12 protein-coding genes are annotated in these 20,675 nt (G+C 69.3%); 7 read left to right on the forward strand and 5 right to left on the reverse strand.

What is annotated here, in order from left to right:
* Positions 1–3 precede the first annotated feature (3 nt).
* The gene (locus tag ACLD0U_RS03525; protein WP_179411332.1) at positions 4–1,530 is read right to left on the reverse strand and encodes a DEAD/DEAH box helicase; all 1,527 of its coding nucleotides are present in this window, start codon (positions 1,528–1,530) and stop codon (positions 4–6) included.
* 236 nt (positions 1,531–1,766) lie between these two features.
* On the opposite strand from ACLD0U_RS03525, the gene ACLD0U_RS03530 reads away from it, so the two are divergent.
* Complete coding sequence (locus ACLD0U_RS03530) at positions 1,767–2,477, forward strand: ferritin-like fold-containing protein (RefSeq protein WP_179411331.1); 711 nt, start codon at positions 1,767–1,769, stop codon at positions 2,475–2,477.
* A 191-nt stretch (positions 2,478–2,668) separates the two neighbouring features.
* On the opposite strand, the gene ACLD0U_RS03535 is transcribed toward ACLD0U_RS03530, so the two are convergent.
* Positions 2,669–2,956: a hypothetical protein gene (locus ACLD0U_RS03535; protein ID WP_410339847.1), complete on the reverse strand. Its 288-nt coding sequence runs from the start codon at positions 2,954–2,956 to the stop codon at positions 2,669–2,671.
* Between the two features lies 1 nt (position 2,957).
* Positions 2,958–3,182: a DUF3107 domain-containing protein gene (locus ACLD0U_RS03540; RefSeq protein ID WP_179411329.1), complete on the reverse strand. Its 225-nt coding sequence runs from the start codon at positions 3,180–3,182 to the stop codon at positions 2,958–2,960.
* Between the two features lie 148 nt (positions 3,183–3,330).
* Here ACLD0U_RS03540 and ACLD0U_RS03545 point away from each other — a divergent pair, with 148 nt between their 5' ends.
* Together ACLD0U_RS03545 and ACLD0U_RS03550 are read left to right on the forward strand one after the other, a co-directional pair.
* Positions 3,331–6,597 carry an ATP-dependent helicase gene (locus ACLD0U_RS03545; RefSeq protein WP_410339848.1) on the forward strand — a complete coding sequence of 1,089 codons (3,267 nt, stop codon included), beginning with the start codon at positions 3,331–3,333 and terminating at the stop codon, positions 6,595–6,597.
* On the forward strand, positions 6,594–10,076 hold the full coding sequence (locus ACLD0U_RS03550; RefSeq protein WP_410339849.1) for a UvrD-helicase domain-containing protein: 3,483 nt from the start codon (positions 6,594–6,596) through the stop codon (positions 10,074–10,076). The genes ACLD0U_RS03545 and ACLD0U_RS03550 overlap by 4 nt, the downstream gene beginning before the upstream one ends.
* Here ACLD0U_RS03550 and ACLD0U_RS03555 read toward each other — a convergent pair.
* Positions 10,022–11,422, reverse strand: a complete 1,401-nt coding sequence (locus ACLD0U_RS03555) for a phosphotransferase (RefSeq protein ID WP_410339850.1) — start codon at positions 11,420–11,422, stop codon at positions 10,022–10,024. The two genes, ACLD0U_RS03550 and ACLD0U_RS03555, sit on opposite strands and share 55 nt — an antisense overlap.
* Positions 11,423–11,601: 179 nt before the next feature.
* Here ACLD0U_RS03555 and nudC point away from each other — a divergent pair, with 179 nt between their 5' ends.
* Both nudC and ACLD0U_RS03565 read left to right on the forward strand, forming a co-directional pair.
* Positions 11,602–12,513 (forward strand): NAD(+) diphosphatase, encoded by a 912-nt coding sequence (gene nudC, locus ACLD0U_RS03560; RefSeq protein WP_410339851.1) that lies wholly within the window; start codon positions 11,602–11,604, stop codon positions 12,511–12,513.
* Entirely contained in the window at positions 12,510–14,261 is a 1,752-nt protein-coding gene (locus ACLD0U_RS03565; protein WP_179411915.1) for an ATP-dependent helicase, read from the forward strand. Before nudC ends, ACLD0U_RS03565 begins: the two co-directional genes overlap by 4 nt.
* A 786-nt stretch (positions 14,262–15,047) precedes the next feature.
* Here ACLD0U_RS03565 and ACLD0U_RS03570 read toward each other — a convergent pair.
* The gene (locus tag ACLD0U_RS03570) at positions 15,048–16,448 is read right to left on the reverse strand and encodes a zinc-dependent metalloprotease (protein ID WP_410339852.1); all 1,401 of its coding nucleotides are present in this window, start codon (positions 16,446–16,448) and stop codon (positions 15,048–15,050) included.
* 118 nt (positions 16,449–16,566) lie between these two features.
* On the opposite strand from ACLD0U_RS03570, the gene ACLD0U_RS03575 reads away from it, so the two are divergent.
* Positions 16,567–17,652, forward strand: coding sequence for a PDZ domain-containing protein (locus ACLD0U_RS03575; protein ID WP_410339853.1), 1,086 nt, complete (start codon positions 16,567–16,569; stop codon positions 17,650–17,652).
* 60 nt (positions 17,653–17,712) lie between these two features.
* Positions 17,713–20,631: a UPF0182 family protein gene (locus ACLD0U_RS03580; protein WP_410339854.1), complete on the forward strand. Its 2,919-nt coding sequence runs from the start codon at positions 17,713–17,715 to the stop codon at positions 20,629–20,631.
* Positions 20,632–20,675 lie beyond the last annotated feature (44 nt).

Here is a 20,675-nt window from a genome sequence, read left to right on the forward strand (position 1 = left end):
GTGTCAGGCACCGCTCGGAGCGGCACCCCCGCTGCGGCGACGACGGCGGCGGCGCTGCGGGGCCGGCTTGCCGTCGCGGTGCTCCGAGGTCGCGTCGCCGTCGTGCGTGCCCGCACCCTCGGCGTCGCGGTCGGTCGCGTGGGTGCCCGTCGACGGAGCGGATGCCTGAGCCTCTGCACCCTCGGCGCCCTCGACGAACGTGGCACCGACCTGCTCGGCAGGCGAGCTGCGGCGCCGGCGCCGACGGCGGCGCGTGGTGCCCTCGTCGGTGCCCTCAGCGGCAGCATCCGCCGCCTTCTGCGGCTGACGCTGCTTACGCTGCGCCGGCTTCTCGGCCTTCGGAGCCGTGCGCAGGCGCCCCTTCGTGCCCTCGGGGATGTCGAGGTCGGTGTACAGGTGCGGGCTCGACGAGTACGTCTCGACGGGCTCGGGCTGGCCGAACTCGAGCGCACGGTTGATCAAGGCCCACTTGTGCAGGTCTTCCCAGTCGACGAAGGTGACCGCGATGCCCGTGCGGCCCGCGCGGCCGGTGCGGCCGGCACGGTGCAGGTACGTCTTCTCCTCATCGGGAATGGTGTGGTTGATCACGTGCGTGATGTCGTCGACGTCGATACCGCGCGCGGCGACATCGGTGGCGACGAGAACATCGCGCTTGCCCGCCTTGAAGGCGGCCATGGAGCGCTCACGCTGCTCCTGGCCCATGTCGCCGTGCACCCCGCCGACATTGAAGCCGCGGTCGCTCAGCTCGTCGACGAGCTTCTGCGCCGCGCGCTTGGTGCGGGTGAAGATCACGGCCTTGCCGCGTCCCTCGGCCTGCAGGATGCGGGCGATGACCTCGTCCTTGTCGAGCGAGTGCGCCCGGTAGACGATGTGCTTGATGTTCGCCTGCGTCAGCCCCTCGTCGGGGTCGTTGGCGCGGATGTGGATCGGGTTGGTCATGAACCGGCGCGCGAGTGCGACGATCGGTCCGGGCATCGTGGCCGAGAACAGCTGCGTGTGACGCACCGGCGGCACCTTCGAGAAGATCTTCTCGATGTCGGCGAGGAAGCCCAGGTCAAGCATCTTGTCGGCCTCGTCGAGCACGACCTCGGTCGCGTTCGACAGGTCGAGCAGACGCTGGTTGGCCAGGTCGATCAGACGACCCGGGGTGCCGACGACGATCTGCGCGCCGGCCTTGAGCTGGTCGATCTGGCCCTCGTACGCCTTGCCGCCGTAGATCGCGACGACGCTCGTCGAGCGGTTCGAGGTCAGCAGGTCCATGTCTTCGTAGACCTGCACCGCCAGCTCGCGGGTGGGTACGACGATCAGAGCCTTGACGCCCGGCTCGGGGTTCTCGCCGAGGCGCTGCACCACGGGGATGCCGAAGCCGAAGGTCTTGCCGGTGCCGGTCTTGGCCTGGCCGATGATGTCCTGGCCCGGAAGGCCGAGGGGGATGGTCTGCTCCTGGATGGGGAACGCGTCGGCGATGCCCTTCGAGGCGAGTGCGTCGACGATGTCCTGATCAATTCCCAGATCAGCGAATGAGGTCACGGTATGTCATTGCCTGTCCGGCGCCCGGGCGGCGGTTGTCGTGCCAGCGGCGCCTCGTTACGGATCCACGCCGTCAACTGCTGCCACAGGCGCGGGGCCCTGCTCCGATGGCAGGACGCGACCAGCCTACCGGAGGGGGAGTCGGAAGCCCGAGAAAACCTGTGGTGCCCGGCCCGTGGCGGGCTGCCAGAATGCGGGGTGCGGTGGGTGAGGGCCCTGCCCGGTAACCTGATCACGTGGTCAACTGGTTCTGGAAGCGTAAACCGGCCCGGCGCACCCTGACGTTGCGCAGCAAGGGCGAGGGCAGTGGCGCGACCCGCGTCGACTTCGCCGAGCTCGCCCCTGAGCTGAACCGCTTCCTCGGACAGGCCGCCTACCTGCAGCTGGGGTACTTCGAGACGCTCACCCGTGGCATCCGCGGAACTCACGAGCTCGCCCGCAAAGAGGCCCTGTCTCGCGCCGCGGGTGCGGCGCTCGACAAGCACCGCGGCATCGTGGCGATCATCTCGGACCTGGGCGACGACCCCACCGAGGTCATGCTGCCCTTTCGTGAGAACCTCGACGCGTTTCGCCGCAAGACCATCGGCGTGCATCAGGAAGAGACGCTGCTGGCCGTGTACCTCACCGCCGGCATGCTCGACGATTTCTATCTCGCCCTCGCCTCGAGCTACGGCGAGACGGGGGAGCGCGTCGCCGCGATCCTGCGCGAGGACGATGGCGGCAGTGAGATCGTCTCGATCATCCAGCAGACGATCGAGAGCGACGACGAATGGCGTTCGCTGCTATCGATGTGGGGGCGACGCCTGGTCGGTGACACGTTGCTCGTGTGCCGAGGTGCGCTGCGTCCTGGACGCCTCGAAGCGGACGACACGCGTATCGAGCCGGTGTACACCGAGCTGATGGGTGCGCACGCGCGGCGCATGGACGCCATGGGGCTCGCTTCGTAGCATCCGACTCCGGCGCTTTCGTCGCGGGGGATTCCGCTGTCTCTGTCTGCGTGGGAAATCTCAGACGAGTCGCGGTGCGCGCGGCGTGTCGTTGGGCGACACACCGCAGGCGACGCGCTCCGTCTGGGATTTCCGACACTGCGGACGCGTGACGGATGCCGGAAGCGCGGGGCGGATGCCCGGTGCCGGTCTCAGATGCCGAGTGCCTGCTTCTGCGCTCGGTCGTGGTGCGCGCGCTGCGCGCTGATACCGGCCGTCGCGAGGCCGGCGAGCAGCAGACCTCCGCCGATGCTCGCCATCCACAGCCAGACGTTGCCCTCGCCGATGCCCGCCCACTGCATGATCGTGTAGATCGCGGCGGCCGCTGCCGTCGCGACAGCGGGCGTGACCGTGATGCCGCGCAGGTCTCGGCGCGGCATCAGGAAGTGCAGAGCGACGCCGAGCGCGCACGCGGCGATGAGCGCCAGCAGGATGTACATGTCAGGCGACGAAACCGACCCGGCGCGACTCTTCGCTGCCGAGCTCGACGTACGCGAGGTTCGCGGTGGGCACGATGTACGAGCTGCCCTTGGCGTCGGCGAAGCTGAGGTGGCTCGCGTTCTGCTCGAGTGCTTCAGTCACCTGCTTGCGCACCTCGTCGGCGCTGCTGCTGGTCTCGAAGCTGAGCTCACGGCCGGTGTTGACGATGCCGATGCGGATTTCCACGCGATCTCCTGACGTTCTGCGAACATCGGCAACTCTACCGGCTGGCGCCGCGGGGCAGGCGGCGTCAGACGGTGCGTTCGCCAGGGGCGCACAGCGCTCGGTGGTGTGCGCCGGGGGAGTGTCGGCACGCGCCGATAGCGTGGATCTCATGACACAGGATGCTGCGCAGCGGGCCCTCGTCGACGCGCCGGCGGCGACCTCCGGGGTGGTCATCGGCGCACCGGGCACGGGCAAGACGACGGCTCTCGTCGACCGTGTCGTGCACCTGCTCGACTCGGGGCTGCGCCCCGAACAGATGCTGGTTCTGACCCCGAGCCGGCAGGCGGCGACGGTGCTGCGCGACCGCATCGGCGTGCGCATCGATCAGGCGACGCCGGGGCCGCTGGCGCGGTCGCTCGCCTCGTTCGCCTTTCAGATCGTGCGTGGTGTCACGGTGCACCGCGGCGACGACCCGCCGGCGCTGCTGACCGGCGCCGATCAGGACCGCATCTTCGCCGACCTGCTCGCGGGCGACGCCGAGGACGGCCTCCGGGAATGGCCCGAGGCGCTGAGCCCCGGCGTGCGCGCATCGAAGGCGTTCCGTTCCGAGCTGCGCGCGTTCCTGGCCGAATGCACTGAACTGGCCGTCGAACCGGGCGAGCTGGAGCGTTCGGGGCGCGCGACCTGGCAGGCCGCCGCCGACTTCCTCGACGAGTATCGCGACGTCATGGGGGGCATGCGCGTCGCGCACCGCGACATTCCCGAACTGCTCGGTGAGGCCACCGGCATCCTGCACACGGCGGATGCTGCCTCGCTCGGCCCGCTCGCGCAGCTTCGCGTCGTGCTGATCGACGATGCCCAGGAACTCACCCGCGGCGGCATCCGCCTGGTGCGTGCGTTGCGTGCGCGCGAGATCGCGGTGCTCGCATTCGGAGACCCCGATATCTCGTCCGGTGCGTTCCGTGGGGCGAGCCCGCAGCTGTTCGCCGACCTCGCGCAGGCGCTGGGCGAGGTGTTCGTGCTCGACCGGGCGCATCGTCAGAGCCCGGAGCTGACCGCGCTCACCCGTACCATCACGCAGGCGATCGGCGTGGCGGGCCGGGTGGATCACCGGCGTCCTCCCGAGGCCACGGAACCGGTTGTCGGGCAGAGCAACGCCGGCGTGCGCACACTGATCGCGCCGTCGCCGTACGAAGAGGTCGATCGCATCGCCGCGACCTTGCGCGAGTGGCACCTGACGGACGGCATCCCGTGGAGCGGGATCGCCGTGATCGCACACGATACGCGGCAGATCGTCATGCTCGAAGCAGAGCTCGCCGCACGTGAGGTGCCCACCAGAGCCGCCGGTGTGCCGCGACCGCTCGGAAGCGAGCGGATCGTGCGCGAGATCACCGAGGTGGTGCGGCTCGGTCTCACGGCGCCCGAGGACCGCGAGGCCGATCTGCTCGCCGAACTGCTCACCTCGCCGTTCGGCGGTCTCGACGCGGTGGGTCTGCGGCGGCTGCGCGCACGGTTGCGGCATGTCGAACTCGAAGACGGGGGATCAACACCCGCCCGCGAGCTGCTGCGCGAAGCGATGCAGTTCCCGGTCGCGTTCGACCGAGTCGATGCGGCCGAGGCGCGCGTCGCCCAACGGTTCGCGCATACCCTCGCCCAGGTGCATGAGGCGGCGACGGCCGGTGCGACGGTGCACGAGCTGCTCTGGACGGTTTGGGACCGCGCCCGCACGATCGGCGGAACACCGTTGCAGAGCGCCTGGCGTGCCGCCGCTGACCAGCCCGGCGGAGCCGAGGTGGCGCGGTCGCTCGACAGTCTCGTCGCCCTGTTCGCCGCGGCCAAACGCTTCGTCGAGCGCACGCCGCACGAGAAGGCGGCACTCTTCATCCGCGACATCCTCGACAGCGAGGTTCCCGAAGACACCCTGTCCACCCCCGAGCGGCCCGGGCTGGTCACGCTGATGACACCCGCGGCCGCGCTGGGCGCCGAGTTCGAGGCCGTCGTCGTGGCGGGTGTGCAGGACGGCATCTGGCCCAACGTTCGGCTGCGTGGCGGAATGCTCGAGACGTGGCGTCTCGCCGAGGCCATCACGGCTGCGCGGGACGGCCTGCCCGAGGAGGTACCCGGGATTCTCGATCGGCGGCGCGCTGCACTGCACGACGAGCTGCGGTTGTTCGTGCGCGCCGTATCGCGGGCACGCACGCGCCTGGTCGTGACGGCGGTGGATGACGACGACATGTCGCCGAGCCCGTTCTTCTCGTTCCTGCCGCCGGCGCCGCCCGCCGAGCACGACGAGGAGCGCTACGCGCACCCGCTGACGTTGCGCGGCCTCGTCGCCCGCCATCGTCGTGCGCTGAGCACGACCGACGACCCCGCCGACCTCGCGCACGCTGCCGGACAACTGCGGGTCCTCGCCGAGTCCGGAGTTCCGGGAGCCGCTCCCGACGAGTGGTACGGGCTCACTCCGCCGTCCACCACGGCGCCGCTGCGCGACCTCGACGCGGCACCGGTGCGCGTGTCGCCCTCGCGTCTGGAGGCATTCGAGGAATGCGGATTGAACTGGGTGATCTCGTCGCTCGGGGGCGACACCGTCGCCCCGCCCTCTGCCGGCATCGGAACGATCGTGCACGAGGCGATGGAGAAGGTGCCCGATGGCGCGCTCGATGCCATGCGGGCCATCGTTGACGAGCACTGGCCCGAACTCGACTTCGAGACCGCGTGGATCGGACGCAAGGAACGTCGTCGGGCCGACCTCTACGTCGAGCGCGTGCACGACTACGTCGGTGAGGTCGCTCGTGACGGGGGACGGGTCGTCGGAGCCGAGGCGCGGTTCCGCTTCACCGTCGATCTCGAGACGGGGCAGGCGCAGGCGCTTCCCACCGAACCTGCTGCGGATGCTACGGCGACGACGCCCGGTGGAGCGGATGCGACGGTCATCGCTGAGCGTCCGCGTGCGCTGGTCAGCGGCGTGATCGACCGCGTGGAGGTCTACCCGGTGGACGGCGGCGAGCATGCTCCTGCGCGGGGGCAGAAGTGGCAGCGGATGGGTGATGGTGACGGAGAGCAACGGGTGATCGTGGTCGATCTCAAGACGGGCAAGTACGAACCCGACACGGAAGCCAATGTGCTCGAGCACGCGCAACTGGCGGCCTATCAGGTCGCGGTGCAGGAGGGGCTGCTCGACGACGCGCCGGCCGAGGCTCTGGCCGGAGCCCGGCTGGTGATCGTTTCGAAGACGGTGGGCAAGGCGAACTACCGGGTCGCCCATCAGCACACCCTGGATGACGACGCACGGGCAGCGTTTCTGCGCCGCGTCGCGGATGCCGGTCGCGGAATGGCCGCCAGCAGCTTCACCGCCCAGGTCGAGACGCACTGCGCTGACACCCAGGTGCGCGTCACACCGTGTCACATCCACACCGTGCCGGCGGTGAGCGCGTGAGCGCCGCGTGGGCGCGGCCGTCCGAGATCTCGGCCGAGCACATCGCCCTCGCGCTCGGGCTGCCCGTCCCCACCGAGGCACAACAGCGCGTCATCCATGCGCCGCCCGCGCCCGCGCTCGTGGTCGCCGGTGCCGGCAGCGGAAAGACCGAGACGATGTCCGGGCGCGTGGTGTGGCTGGTCGCGAACGGCCATGTGCGTCCGGACGAGGTGCTGGGCCTGACCTTCACCCGCAAAGCGGCCGGTGAGCTCGCCGAGCGCATCGGCCTCCGACTGGAGATGATCGATCATTTCGGTCGTCGTGGCCTCTTGCCGCACCTGCCCGAGATCGTGCGCACCGACGCCCTGCGCCGGGTGCACGACGCGGCAGCGGGAGCACAGCGCGATACGGTGCGCACACAGGTGCTCGACGACCTGGCCGAGCGCTTCGACACCGGCTGGGATCCGCGCACAGCACGCACGGCCGAGGACTTGCTCGTCAGACCACGCGTGTCGACGTACAACGCCTTCGCCGACAGCATCGTGCGCGAGCACGCCGCGCGGATCGGCCGTGACCCCGAGGCAGCGATGCTGAGCCAATCGGCATCCTGGCTGATCGCCCGAGCGGTCGTGCTGCGCGCCGACCTGCCGGGACTGGAAGAGATCGAACGGTCGCTCGGTTCCCTCATCGACGCCGTGCAGAAGCTCGCCGCGGACGTTCTCGATCACCGCGCCGACCTCGACGAGATCGAGCGCATCACGACCGCGCAGGCCGCCGCCTTCGAGCCGTACCGCACGAACCGCGACGTCGAGACCGCCGTGGTCAACCTGCTGGGGATGCCGGTGCTGGTGCGTCTGGTGCGCGACTACATCGCCGAGAAGCACCGCCGGGGCGTGCTCGATTTCGCCGATCAGGTCGGCGGCGCCTTCGACATCGTCGAGACGGCCCCCGATGTGCGTTCCGAACTGCGCGAGCAGCATCGTGTGGTGCTGCTCGACGAATACCAGGACACGTCGGTGATTCAGACGCGCTTCCTCGCGGCGCTCTTCCGTGACAGCGCCGTGATGGCGGTCGGCGACCCGCACCAGTCGATCTACGGCTGGCGCGGAGCGAGCGCCGACAACCTGTACGCGTTCGGACGCTCGTTCGCGCACGAGCAGTCGGCCACGACGTACAGCCTGATGACGAGCTGGCGCAACGACACCCGCATCCTCGACGTCGCCAACCGTGTGCTCGAACCGCTGCAGCGCGAGGGACTAGACGTTCCCGCGCTCGAACCGCGCCCCGGTGCGGGTGCGGGGCGGGTCGAGGTGCTCTTTCCGCACACCGTCGACGATGAGGCGGAGTGTGTGGCCGAGTGGTTCGGACAGCGGCGCGCGGCGCACGCCGCGTCCGGAGCCGATCGCGCCCACACCGGAGCCATCCTGTTCCGCTCGAAGCGGCACATGCAGACGTTCGCCGGAGCGCTGTCGCGCCACGGTATCCCGCACCGAATCCTCGGGCTCGGCGGGCTGCTGTCGACCCCCGAGGTCGTCGATGTCGTCTCGATGCTGCGCGTCATCCATGACCCGACCGCAGGATCGGCACTGATCCGACTGCTGGTGGGTCCGCGGTTCGCGATCGGCGTCGCCGACATGGCCGCCCTCTACGACCTCGCCGATGTGCTCGCCGGGCGCGACGCCTCGCTCTCGCCGCTCTCGGACGAGGTGCGAGAGCGGCTGCGCTCATCGCGCGGTGCCGACGAGGCCGTGTCGATCGTCGACGCCGTCGACTTCGTGCGCGGCACGCCCGACGACTATCGCGTGCTCGAAGGGATCAGCCCACAGGGGCGAAGCCGGCTGCGCGAGGCCGGTGAGATCCTCGAACGGCTGCGGCGTTCGGCGGGCCTGCCGATTCCCGAGCTGATCCGCCTGATCGAGCTCGAGCTGCGCCTGGACATCGAGCTGGCTGCGAACGAATCCCGCGGCCCTGCACGTGTGGCCGCCACGCAGCTGCGCGCGTTCGCCGATGAGGTGCGCGCGTTCCTCAGCGCCGACGACCGCGGCACGATCGGCAGCCTGCTGGCGTGGCTCGCCAAGGCAGAGAGCACCGACGAGCTCATGCCGCGCCCCGAGCCGCCCGAGCCGGGCGTCGTGCAGTTGCTGACCATCCATGGTTCGAAGGGACTGGAATGGGACGCCGTCGCGGTGGCGCGTCTCGTCGAGGACGAACTGCCCGGTCGCGCTCAAGACACCGCGGGCTGGTTCGGCTTCGGGGTCGTGCCGTTCGCTCTGCGTGGCGATCGCGACGCGCTTCCGGTGTTCCACTGGGATCCGCAGGCCGAGATGGACGCGGCGGGTGATACGCCGGCCAAGCGTCACAAAGCGGCGCTTGATGCGCTCGCCGCGGGCGTTACCAAGGCCTATCCGCAGGGCGGGGCACTGCGACGCTTCAAGAACGCCTATCGCCAGTATCAGCAGCAGGAGGAACGGCGACTCGCCTATGTGGCGGTCACCCGCGCGCGGCAGGACCTGCTGCTCACCGGCGCGCACTGGGCCGGGCAGACCAAACCGCGCGTGCCCAGCCCGTTCCTGCGTGAGGCGATCGAGGTGCTCGGCCTCGACGACATCGCACCGGTCGATCCCGAGGAGAACCCTTATGACGGGCCGGGGTTGACCCGGAGCTGGCCGATGGATGCCCTGGGCGACCGTCGCTCCCGGGTAGCGCACGCCGAGCAGCACGCCCGCGCTGCCTATTCGTCGGGGGTCGTCGTCACGCCGTCCGCCCAGTTGGAGCGTCTCCTCGCCGAGCGAGCGGAGCGGTTGGCGGGAACAGCCGAGGAAGCGCCGGTGCGCGTGCCGGCGTCACGGTTCAAGGACTGGGTCACCGACTACCGGGGCACGCTGCGCGATCTCGGGCGTCCGATGCCCGAGCGTCCGTACACGCAGACCCGTATCGGCACGCTGTTTCACGCCTGGGTCGAACAGCGCTCAGGACTGGTCGGGGCGCATTCCGATCCCGAAGGGGCGCTGTGGGAGATCGACGCCGACGCTCCGGACACGTCCGCGCCCTTCGGCGAGATGGCCGCCGAGGGGGCCTCTGACGACGAGCGCGCGTTGGCGCAACTGCGCGAGACGTTCGAACAGAGCGAATGGGCCGGGCTGCAGCCGATCGCCGTTGAGATCGAGATCGACTTCGCTTTTGGCAGCGCCACCGACGCTCGGGGCCACATCGTGATCTGCAAACTCGACGCGGTGTACCGCCGCGAGGACCGCGGCGGACGCATCGAGATCGTCGACTGGAAGACCGGACGTGCACCGCGCAACGCCGAGGAACGCGAAGAGCGGATGCTGCAGCTCGCCCTCTACCGTCTCGCCTACCACCGCCGTTTCGGCGTGCCGTTGGAAGAGATCGACGTGGCGCTCTACTACGTCGCCGACGACCTCGTCATCCGCGGGGAGCGCGTCTACTCGGAACCCGAGTTGGTCCAGCGCTGGAGCGCCGCGCGCGCCGCACGCTGAGCCTCCTCCGCGGAGTCCATGTCGCTGTGCTCGGACTCGTCGCTGTGCTCGGTCTCGCCCTGGTCGGCGTCTGCGCGCTTGCCGTCTCCGTGGCTTGCGGCAGTGGGCTCGCCCGCGGCATCCGATGCTGTCGTCTCGGGGGAGTCGAGGTCCGCTTCGGCCAGGCGCGCGGCGCCGGTGAGGTCCTGCGTCGGCTCCTCCCACGACGGCCGATCGGCTGAGGAGTCTTCCGCCGCGGCGTTCTCGTCCTCGGCAGCATCCGCATCCTCGTCGCCGGCATCGGTGTGCCATACGAGGTCTTCCGGGCGGTACGCGTCGGTCTGCATCGAGGTGTCGACCGACGCGGCCACCGTCTCGGGTACCTGATCCAGCACATCGAGTGCCGAATCCACACCACCGGTGTAGGTGGCGACCACGCGCAGGTCGTCGTTCCGCAGACCGTCGGAGAGCGACTCCAACAGCGCGGCGGCGTCCTCGACGATCTCCGGACGGCGAAGCTCGGCACCGTGCACGAGCCACCGGGCAAAGCCCAGCTCGGCATGCAGGCGGGCCCGCACCCGCAACGCGTCGTCGATCGCCCGCGTTGATGCGGCCATGTAGGCGTCGTGCACGTCGGCGCTGGCCTCGGGAGCGCCCGAGAGCCACCCGAGGTCTTCTGCCGGATCGCCGACGGCCAAGCCGCGCCAGCCCAGCACTCCGATGACTCGCGGGCCCGCGTCGGGATCGTCCTCGAACAGGAACGACTGCGCCTGCATTCCGCCCAGCACCACGGTCGTCTCGAAGCGCCACAGGTCGTCATCGGCGGCGGCATCGCGCCAGCGCGTGGTCAACCGCCCAGGGACCCGACCCGTGGCCGCGGCACGATCGATCATCTGCTGCACCTCGGCGCGCACGGTCGTCGCATCGTGCATCGCGAGTCCCGCAGCGCGCACCACCGATTCGGGCAGTGCGTGCACCGCGGCGATCGTCTCACCGATCGACACCGCAGCACCGGGCCCCGCCGGGATCAACGGTGCATCGATCTGGAAGCCCGGCATCAGATCGGTCACCTGTGCCCGTGCTTCGCCGACGCGCGTCTCGCCGACGTGCGTCGGCGCCCGGAACGGCAGCATCTCGCGGGCGCCCGCGGTGAGCGCCCGCAGCGCGAGCGCCTCCTCGGCGAGCTCCAGCGCGGCCGCGTCGTCCTCTGCGACACGAATCACCAGCTCGCGTCCGTCGGCGAGCGTCGCCACCGCGGAATCGAACCTTCCGTCACCGTCCGAGGTCAGCGCGCGGGCGCCGACGACCTCAGCGCCCGGCAGAGCCGCGGTGACCGCCGCCACTAGAGTGAAAGGAGAGCGTGCCATGTTCTCCAGGGTAGGTCTGCAGCCTCGCCGGTGCGCTCGCGCCACGCCCGCGCCGCGGGATAACCGGGCGGGTCGTGCCGCGCACAGGCGATCGGCGGCACCCGGGAAGCGAACCGTGAACACGGACGCAACGAGAACATGCACGAAGAAACACTGCACGACAACACCAGGGGGAACGCATGATCGCATCGGAAGCCCTCCTCGACCGGGCCGCTGATCTGCGTACTGAGCCAGGCGTCATCGAACGTCTGATCGCCGAACCGGGCACACGTGTGATCGTGGTCAGACAGGCGCGGCTGCGCATCGCCGACGGAACGCTGTTGCGCGTCGACGCCCACACCGTCGGCGACGCTGAGTGGGCACTGCTCGGGCGCGAGGCGGATGGAACCGCCCTGCTCTTGGCATCCGTCCCGCCACGCACCGACTCGATCGATGCCGCGCCCGACGAGACCTGGCTGGGGCTCCGTGATGTCGGCGGCGACCTGACGCCGTACGACGCCGATGTGTTCGTCACCGCGATCGCGCTCGCCGCGTGGTTGGCCGACGCACGCCACTGCCCTTCGTGCGGCACCCGCCTCACCCTGACCCAGGCCGGCTGGGCGCGCTGGTGTGACCAGTGCCGGCGCGAGCACTTTCCGCGCACCGACCCCGCCGTGATCGTCGCGATCGAGAGCCCCGACGGCGAGCGACTGCTGTTGGGCGCCAACGTCAACTGGCGCGGTCGGATGTACTCCTGCTTCGCAGGCTTCGTCGAGGCCGGAGAGTCGCTGGAGAGCGCGGTGCACCGCGAGATCGAAGAAGAAGCCGGCGTGCGGCTCAGCGAGTTGCACTACATCGGTTCGCAGCCGTGGCCGTATCCGCGGTCGCTGATGATCGGATTCCGTGCCGTCGCCGCTGACGAGAGCGCGGTCGCCGACGGCGACGAGATCGTCGACGTGCGCTGGCTCACACGCGATGAGATCGGTAGCGCGCTCGCCGGTGACGGGCCTGTGGGACTTCCGGGCGAAGCCTCGATTGCGCGACGGCTGATCTCCGACTGGTACGCCCATCCGCGCACCAGCGGTGGCACGATGGCGGGGTGCGCGCGGTGAGCGTGCTCGACGCTCTGGATGACCGACAACGCGAGGCCGCTGCGATGCTGCGCGGTCCCGTCGCCGTCCTCGCCGGTGCCGGCACGGGTAAGACGCGAGTGATCACGCACCGCATCGCGCACGGCGTCGACACCGGCGCCTACTCACCCTCACGCGTGATGGCGGTCACGTTCACGGCCAAGGCCGCGGGTGAGCTGCGCGGTCGACTGCGCGCGCTGGGCGTTGCGGGCGTCGCCGCCCGAACGTTCCACGCCGCCGCCCTCCGCCAGTTGAACTTCTTCTGGCCGACCATCACCGGCGACCCCGCCCCGAGCATCATCGACAACAAGGTGCGGATGCTGGGGCAGGCCGCCGACGCAATGCGGTTGCGCCCCAGCACGGCGACGCTGCGCGATATCGCGAGCGAGATCGAATGGCGCAAGGTCTCGATGCTCACGATCGAGCAGTACGCCGAACTCGAACGGCCGATCTCGGGCATCCGCCCCGAGCAGCTCGTCGAACTGCAGGCCGCGTACGAGCAGCTCAAGGACGACCGTCGACAACTCGACTTCGAGGATGTGCTGCTGGCATGTGCGGGCATGCTCGAGAGCGAGCCGCGGGTCGCCGCCGCCGTCCACGAGCAGTACCGGCATTTCACCGTGGACGAGTTCCAGGACGTCTCGCCGCTGCAGAACCGGCTGCTGGAGCTGTGGCTGGGGGATCGCCGCGATATCTGCGTCGTCGGCGACGCGAGCCAGACGATCTACTCGTTCGCGGGCGCGCAGCAGCGCTACCTGCTGGAGTTCGACCGGCGCTATCCCGACGCCACCGTCGTGCGCCTGGAGACGAACTACCGCTCCCAGGCCCCGATCCTCGATGCGGCCAACGCACTGATGCGGGGGCGTCCCGGTGCACTGGCTCTGGTGCCCCGCGCCGCGGGTATCGGCAGTGAGACGCCGACCCTCACCGCCTACGACAGCGAGCGCGAAGAGGCAGACGGGATCGCCGACGCGATCATCAAGCGCATCGGCACCGGCGCCTCACCGGCCGACATCGCGGTGCTCTACCGCGCGCACTCCCAGTCGGCGGTGCTGCAGCAGGCGCTCGCCGCGCGCGGCATCGCGACCAGCGTGCTCGGCGGCACCCGCTTCTTCGACATGCCCGAGGTGCGTCAATCGCTGCTGGCGTTGCGGGGAGCGGCTGTTGCGCCGACGGATACCGGATTCCTGCCGACCGTGCGAGACGTGCTGCGCGGCCTCGGCCTGACCGAGGAACCACCCGCGGCCGGTGGGGCGCAACGCGACGGCTGGGAGGCGCGCCGCGCGATCCTGCGTCTGGCCGAGGAGGCACCCGTCGGCACGACCCTGCGGGCCTTCGCCGACGACCTGATGGCGCGCGCGCAGGATCAGCACGAACCGGTGCTGCACACCGTGACGTTGTCGACGTTGCACGCAGCCAAGGGACTGGAATGGCCGCATGTGCTGCTAGCCGGCTGGGCTGAGGGCGCGCTGCCGATCTCGTACGCCTCGACATTCGAGCAGGTCGACGAGGAACGCCGGCTCGCCTACGTCGGCATCACGCGGGCCGCGCGAACGCTGGCGGTGTCGTGGTCGCGCTCGGCAGGTCGAGGGGAACGGCCTCCATCGCGCTTTCTGGCCGAGATCGGAACGACGTCTCGCGGCACCGGCATTCTTCGTGATACCGCACCGAGCGCCAGGCGTTCCGTCCGTCAGGCTCGCCCCGCACCATCAACCCCGCCCCCGGCGTAGGTGTGCGCAGCAGTCGGGTGACCAGCGCGGCGGCGTGCGCGATGCGCGCCGTGCCGATGTCTGCCGACCGGCCGACCAGCTGCGCGTGCAGAGCCGGCCACGCGGCATCCCGATCGCGTTCATGTGCGTCACGGCATGAGAGGCAGGGTGTGCGCCCCGGAACGACGAGCGGACCGACCACGGTCGCCCGTTGCTCGAACGCGACCGGCAGATGCGGAACGTCATCGCGCAGATAGGGCGCCAACTGCAGTGCGGCGGCCGCACCGCCGATCACAACGACCGACACCGCGTCGCCGGCGCCCCGCGGGGCGAGCCCGATCCCCTCATCGACGAGCGCCTGCTGCATGCGCCAGGGCACTCGGCCGTCGGCGATGTTCACCTCGTCGATCCACACCGGGGGAGCGGTGGGCGATTCGCGCTCGAGCACAGGACGCAGAGTCTCCAGCATCCGCCGTGCCGCGAGGCGCGGGGCGCCGACGCCGTGCGCGACGACGTCGAACGAGCCGGCGCGGATGCCCGTCACCAGCTTCTGCAGCAGCGGCTCGACCCAGGGCTCGTCGACCGCCACCTGCACGGCGCCCTCCATGCCGAACTGCCCCTCCATCCCGAACTGCACGGTGCTCTCATCGCGCCACAGCAGGGGGTGGCGCGGGTCCAGACGGGTGAGCGGTTGCGGGGTCAGGCGACTCATGCCACCGATTCTCACCGTGTGCCGCAGCGGCTGGGGCGAGTTTCGCGGATCTGTGGATGGATTCCGGTTGGCACCGACGTGGGGACAACCGACGGTCAGACCGGGCGGTCTCCCTCGGGACGCTCGTCACCGGAATCGCCCGAGTCACCACGACCGGGGCCGCCCTCGCTGAAATCCTCGCCGTCGAGCAGGCGCGCGAGTGCTTCGTCGAGTTCGTCGGCGGCAGGTGCCTCGCCGCGCTGCATCGCTTCGAGGCGGGCGATCAGCGCCGTCGGGTCATCGATGTCCGAGGACTGCGGCATGATGTCGGGGTAGTCCCACAGTGCGTCGCGAGCCGCGACGCCGACGGCGTCGGTCACAGCGCGCCACATGGCAGAGGCCTCGCGCAGGCGTCGCGGACGCAGCTTGAGCCCCACGAGTGCGCCGAGGGCATCCTCGGCCGGGCCACCAACGGCACGGCGACGCCGGGCGGCCTCGCCGAGACGAGCGCCGTCGGGCAGTCGGGCGATGGCTTGCTCGGTGACCACATCGACCCAGCCGTCGATCGTCGCGATGAGGTTCTCCAGGCGCGTGAGCGCTTCACGCTGCGCCTCGGACTGCGCCGGCAGCAGCGCACCGCCCTCGATGGCTGCGCGGAGCTCTTCGGGGTTGGACGGGTCCAGGCGCGACGCGACGTCTTCGAGGGCGTCGATGTCGACGGTCACGCCACGCGCGAAGTCGGTGATCTGCGACAGCACGTGCAGGTGCAGCCACTTGGCGTGGCGGTACAGACGCGCGTACGCCAGTTCGCGCACGGCCAGGTACAGGGCGATCTGGTCTTCGGGGATCTCCAGCCCTTCACCGAAGGCGGCGATGTTCTGGGGGATCACGGCGGCGGTGCCGGCCGGAAGCACCGGGATCCCGACGTCACCGCCCGAGACGACCTCGAGCGAGAGGCGCCCGAGCACCTGACCGAACTGGGCGGCGAACAGCGAACCGCCGAGACCTCGCATCAGTTGCCCGGCGCCCTGCACCATGCCCTGCATCTCTTCGGGCACCTGGGTCTCGAGAGCGCCCGTGAGGGCATCCGCGATCGAGGTCGAGACGGGGGCGGCGATCTCTTTCCAGACCGGCAGGGTGCGCTCCACCCACTCGCCGCGGGTCATCGCCTGCGGCGCGGAAGCCAGTTCCGAGATGGTGGTCGACTCGCTCAGCCAGAGGTTCGCCAGACCGAACGCCTCGACCAGCGACGACCGCGAGCCGTCGGTGATGCCCAGCCCGTCGCGGTTGGCGATGTGCAACGCCTGGCGCTCGGCGTTCTGCCAGGGGTCGCCGCCGAACATGCCCTGCATCTGCGACATGAAGCCGGCCATCTGCGCCGGGTCGAACTGCATGCCGCCGGGGCCACCCATGTTCGACAGCGCGTCGCGCAGTGCCTCGGGGTCGACCTGGCCGCCCGACATCATGCGTCGGAGCATTTCTTCGAAGTCCGACGGATCCTGATCGTCCTGTGCCATGCGGATAGCCCTTTCAGCATGCCCGTAGCGTGTGCGTTCTACGCTAGTCACACGATCCTGTGCTCGGACCCAAAGGCCCCGGATCCCTGTACGCCGCTCGCGAACGCCCGGAGGTCTCGTGTCATCACGCCGCAACAACGGCACCATTACCGGTGTCGTGGCACTGAGTGTCGCGCTGGTCGCCCTCGTAGGACTGACGTTCATGCCGACCCAGTACGTGATTCAGCGTCCCGGTCCGATCTACGACACCCTCGGCACGGCGCTGAACGCCGACGGCGAGGAGGTGCCGTTGATCGAGGTCGAGGGTGCCCGCACCTATCCCACCGCCGGAACGCTCGACCTCACCACTCTGCAGGTGGTCGGCAACCGCGAGCGCACGCCCACCTGGTTCGAGCTCGCGATCGCGTGGTTCGATCCGTCGCGCGCGGTCGTTCCTCTCGATTCCGTCTTCCCCGCGGGCGTCACGACCGAGCAGCGCGATGCGCGCAACGCCGATCTGATGGTCGATTCGCAGCACGAGGCGACGGCGGCAGCGCTGATCGAGCTCGGGTATGACGTCGGCGCCGAGGTCAAAGTGGTCGAGGCGCTCGTGAACACCCCCTCCGAGGGAGTGCTCGCACCGGGTGACACGATCGTCTCGGTCGACGGGATCGACGTCGACTCCGCCAGCGTGCTGCGCGACAGGATCCAGCAGGGCGAGGGCGACGCGGTCGACCTCGTCGTCGACCGCGCTGGCGAGCAGTTCGAGCTCTCACTCACGCCCGACGAGACGACGGATGCCGCAGGCGACCCCTTCTGGCTGATCGGCGTCTCGTTGACGACCGAGTATGACTTTCCGGTGGACGTTCACCTGCAGCTCGACAACGTCGGTGGGCCCAGTGCCGGCATGATGTTCGCGCTCGGGATCATCGACACGATGACTCCGGGCAATCTCAATGGCGGAGAGAACGTGGCGGGTACCGGCACGATCGACGCCACGGGCACCGTGGGGCCGATCGGCGGCATCCGACAGAAGATGCACGGGGCGCGCGACGGCGGCGCCACCGTCTTCCTCGCACCGGCGAGCAATTGCGAGGAGGTCGTCGGGCATGTGCCGGCGGGGCTCGACGTGTACAGCACCGACTCGCTGGAGCAGTCGCTCGAGATCCTGGAAGTCGTCGCCGAGGGCGATGACACGGCGCAACTGGCGACCTGCACGCCCTGAGGGCGTCCGCGCTGAGCGTACTCGCGGCCACAGCATAGGGGCGCCTCATAGGATGGGACGGTGACCACCACCTCAGCGCCCCAGCCGGCCACACCAAGCACCTCCCGAAGAATCCTCGTGATCTCGGTGGCAGTGATCGCCGCCCTCATCGCGGGGTTCTTCGTGTTCGCCTCCCTGTACACCGAATACCTGTGGTTCGATCAGCTCGACTTCGCGTCGGTTCTGACGACGCAGTGGCTCGCCACGGCGACCATGTTCGTCATCGGGTTCCTCGGGATGGCGGTGCCGATCTTCCTGTGCATCCAGCTCGCGTACCGGCTTCGCCCGGTGTACGTGCGGCTGAGCTCGCAGCTCGATCGCTACCAGGAGGTCATCGAGCCGCTGCGCCGCCTGGCGATGTGGGGACTGCCGATCTTCTTCGGTGTGTTCGCCGGCTTCGCCGCCGCGGGCAACTGGGAGACGGTATGGCTCTGGGCGAACGGTGTCTCGACCGGCGCACTTGACCCCGAGTTCGGTGTCGACACCGGCTTCTACCTGTTCGCGATGCCGTTCTACTCGATGCTGCTCGCGTTCGTCTCGGCGGTGCTGCTGCTGAGCCTGGTGATCACGGCGCTGGTGTCGTACCTGTACGGCTCGGTGCAGATCGGTCAGCGTGAGCTGCGCATCTCGAAGCCGGCGCGCATTCAGCTCGCCGTGCTCGCGGGGCTGTACCTGCTGGTGCAGGCGGTGAGCCTGTGGCTCGACCGCTACCTGACGCTCGTGCAGCCCGAGGGGCGCATCACCGGTGCGGCATACACCGGCGTGAATGCCACCATTCCTGGTCTCGCCGTGCTGTCGATCATTGCCGCCGTCGTCGCGGTGCTGTTCTTCGTGACTGCGATCATCGGACGCTGGCGCTTTCCGCTGGTGGGTACGGCGCTGCTGGTGGTCGCGTCGCTCGTCGTCGGCGTCGGTTACCCGTGGGTCGTCACGACCTTCCAGGTCGCGCCGAACGAGAACGCCTACCAGGCCGAGTTCTACGAGCGCAACATCAACAGCACCAAGGCCGCATACGGCGTCGATGACATGGAGGTCATGCCGTTCAAGGCCACGACCGACACCGAGCCCGGTCAGCTGCGCGCCGACGCCGAGACGACGGCATCGGTTCGCATCATGGACCCGGCCGTGATCAGCCCCACGGTGCGACAGCTCGAGCAGTACCGCTCGTACTACCAGTTCGCCCCCGAGCTGGATGTCGATCGCTACGAGATCGACGGCGAGATGCAGGACACCGTGGTCTCGGTGCGAGACCTCGACATGACCCGCCTCGGTGGCGGTGACAGCTGGAACAACCGCGCCGCGGTGTACACCCACGGCTACGGCCTGGTCGCGATGGCCGGAAACCAGCGCACTGACGATGGCGAGCCAGTGTTCCTCGAGCGCGGCATCCCGACGCAGGGTGTGCTGACCGAGATTCAGGATTACGAGCCCCGCGTGTACTTCGGCGAGTCCTCGCCCGAGTACTCCATCGTGGGTGCGCCCGAGGGCGCCGATCCGGTCGAGATCGACTTCCCGCGTGGCCAGGACGGCGCCAGCGACACGAAGACGACCTTCGATGGAGACGGTGGCCCGCAGATCGGCAGCACCTTCCGCAAGCTGCTGTACGCGATGAAGTTCCAGTCCGAGCAGATCCTGTTCTCGAACCTCGTCAACGAGGAATCGCAGATCCTCTACGACCGCGACCCGCGCGAGCGCGTGCAGAAGGTCGCGCCGTACCTGACGCTCGACCAGGACCCGTACCCCAGTGTGGTCGATGGGCGGATCGTCTGGATCGTCGACGGTTTCACCACGAGTGCGACGTACCCGTATTCGACGACGGTCAGCCTGCAGGAGGCCATCGCCGACTCGCGCACGCCGGCATCCGTCGTCGCGTTCGACAACATCAACTACATCCGCAACTCGGTCAAGGCGACCGTCGACGCGTACGACGGTTCGGTGACGCTGTACGCGTGGGATGAAGAGGACCCGATCCTGGAGGCGTGGACGAACATCTACCCGACCACGGTCGAGCCGATCAGCGAGATGTCGGGCGAGCTGATGAGCCACGTGCGGTACCCCACCGATCTGTTCAAGGTGCAGCGCGAGATTCTCGGCGTCTACCACATCGACAACGCGAACGCCTTCGCTCAGGAGGTCAACCGTTGGCAGACGCCCAACGACCCGCGGGCGCAGGACCGTCTGCAGCCGCCGTACTACCTGTCGATGCAGATGCCGGGGCAGGAGGAGCCCAGCTTCTCGATGTTCTCGACGTTCATTCCGGCCGCGCAGCAGGGTGAGAGCCGTGAGGTGCTGATGGGCTACCTCGCGGTCGACTCGGATGCCGGGTCGGAAGCGGGTGTGAAGTCCGACAGTTACGGCACACTGCGAATGCTGGAGATCGATGCGGCTACCACGGTGCCCGGCCCCGGCCAGGTGCAGAACACGTTCGACTCCGACACCCAGATCGCCGATCAGCTCAACGTGCTGACGCTCGGTAACTCCGAGGTGAAGTACGGCAACCTGCTGACGCTGCCGGTCGGTGGCGGTCTGCTCTATGTGCAGCCGGTGTTCGTGCAGTCGTCCGAGGGGACGAAGCTGCCGAACCTGCGCAAGATCCTGGTCGCGTTCGGTGACCGAGTCGCGTTCGAGGACACGCTGACCGAGGCGCTCGATGCCCTGTTCGGCGGTGACGCCGGCGCCACCGGTGGTGATGAGGACGTGCTTCCGGCCGATCCGGATGCCCCGACCGAGCCGACCGAGCCCGCCGACCCGGACGAGGGCAGCACGCCCGCGCCGCCGTCGGACGCCATGGCCGCGGCCCTGGAAGATGCACGCAACGCGCTCACGGCGCGCGAAGCCGCTCTCAAGGCCGGCGACCTGGAGCAGTTCGGTATCGAGGACAAGAAGCTGACCGCTGCGATCGAGCGACTGCTCGCTCTGGAGGAGCAGGCTCAGCAGTAGCATCCGCTGTGTGAGAGAGGTGGGCGTCCCTGACGGGGCGTCCA

Origin of the sequence: Microbacterium sp. 2216-1 (assembly GCF_046507855.1) — a bacterium.
Lineage (GTDB): Bacteria > Actinomycetota > Actinomycetes > Actinomycetales > Microbacteriaceae > Microbacterium > Microbacterium esteraromaticum_C.

Bases quoted from the DNA above. Each gene is read 5' to 3' on its own strand.
- ACLD0U_RS03535 (WP_410339847.1), bottom strand. From the start codon at position 2,956: ATGTACATCCTGCTGGCGCTCATCGCCGCGTGCGCGCTCGGCGTCGCT.
- ACLD0U_RS03545 (WP_410339848.1), top strand. From the start codon at position 3,331: ATGACACAGGATGCTGCGCAGCGGGCCCTCGTCGACGCGCCGGCGGCG.
- ACLD0U_RS03555 (WP_410339850.1), bottom strand. From the start codon at position 11,422: ATGGCACGCTCTCCTTTCACTCTAGTGGCGGCGGTCACCGCGGCTCTG.
- nudC (WP_410339851.1), top strand. From the start codon at position 11,602: ATGATCGCATCGGAAGCCCTCCTCGACCGGGCCGCTGATCTGCGTACT.
- ACLD0U_RS03570 (WP_410339852.1), bottom strand. From the start codon at position 16,448: ATGGCACAGGACGATCAGGATCCGTCGGACTTCGAAGAAATGCTCCGA.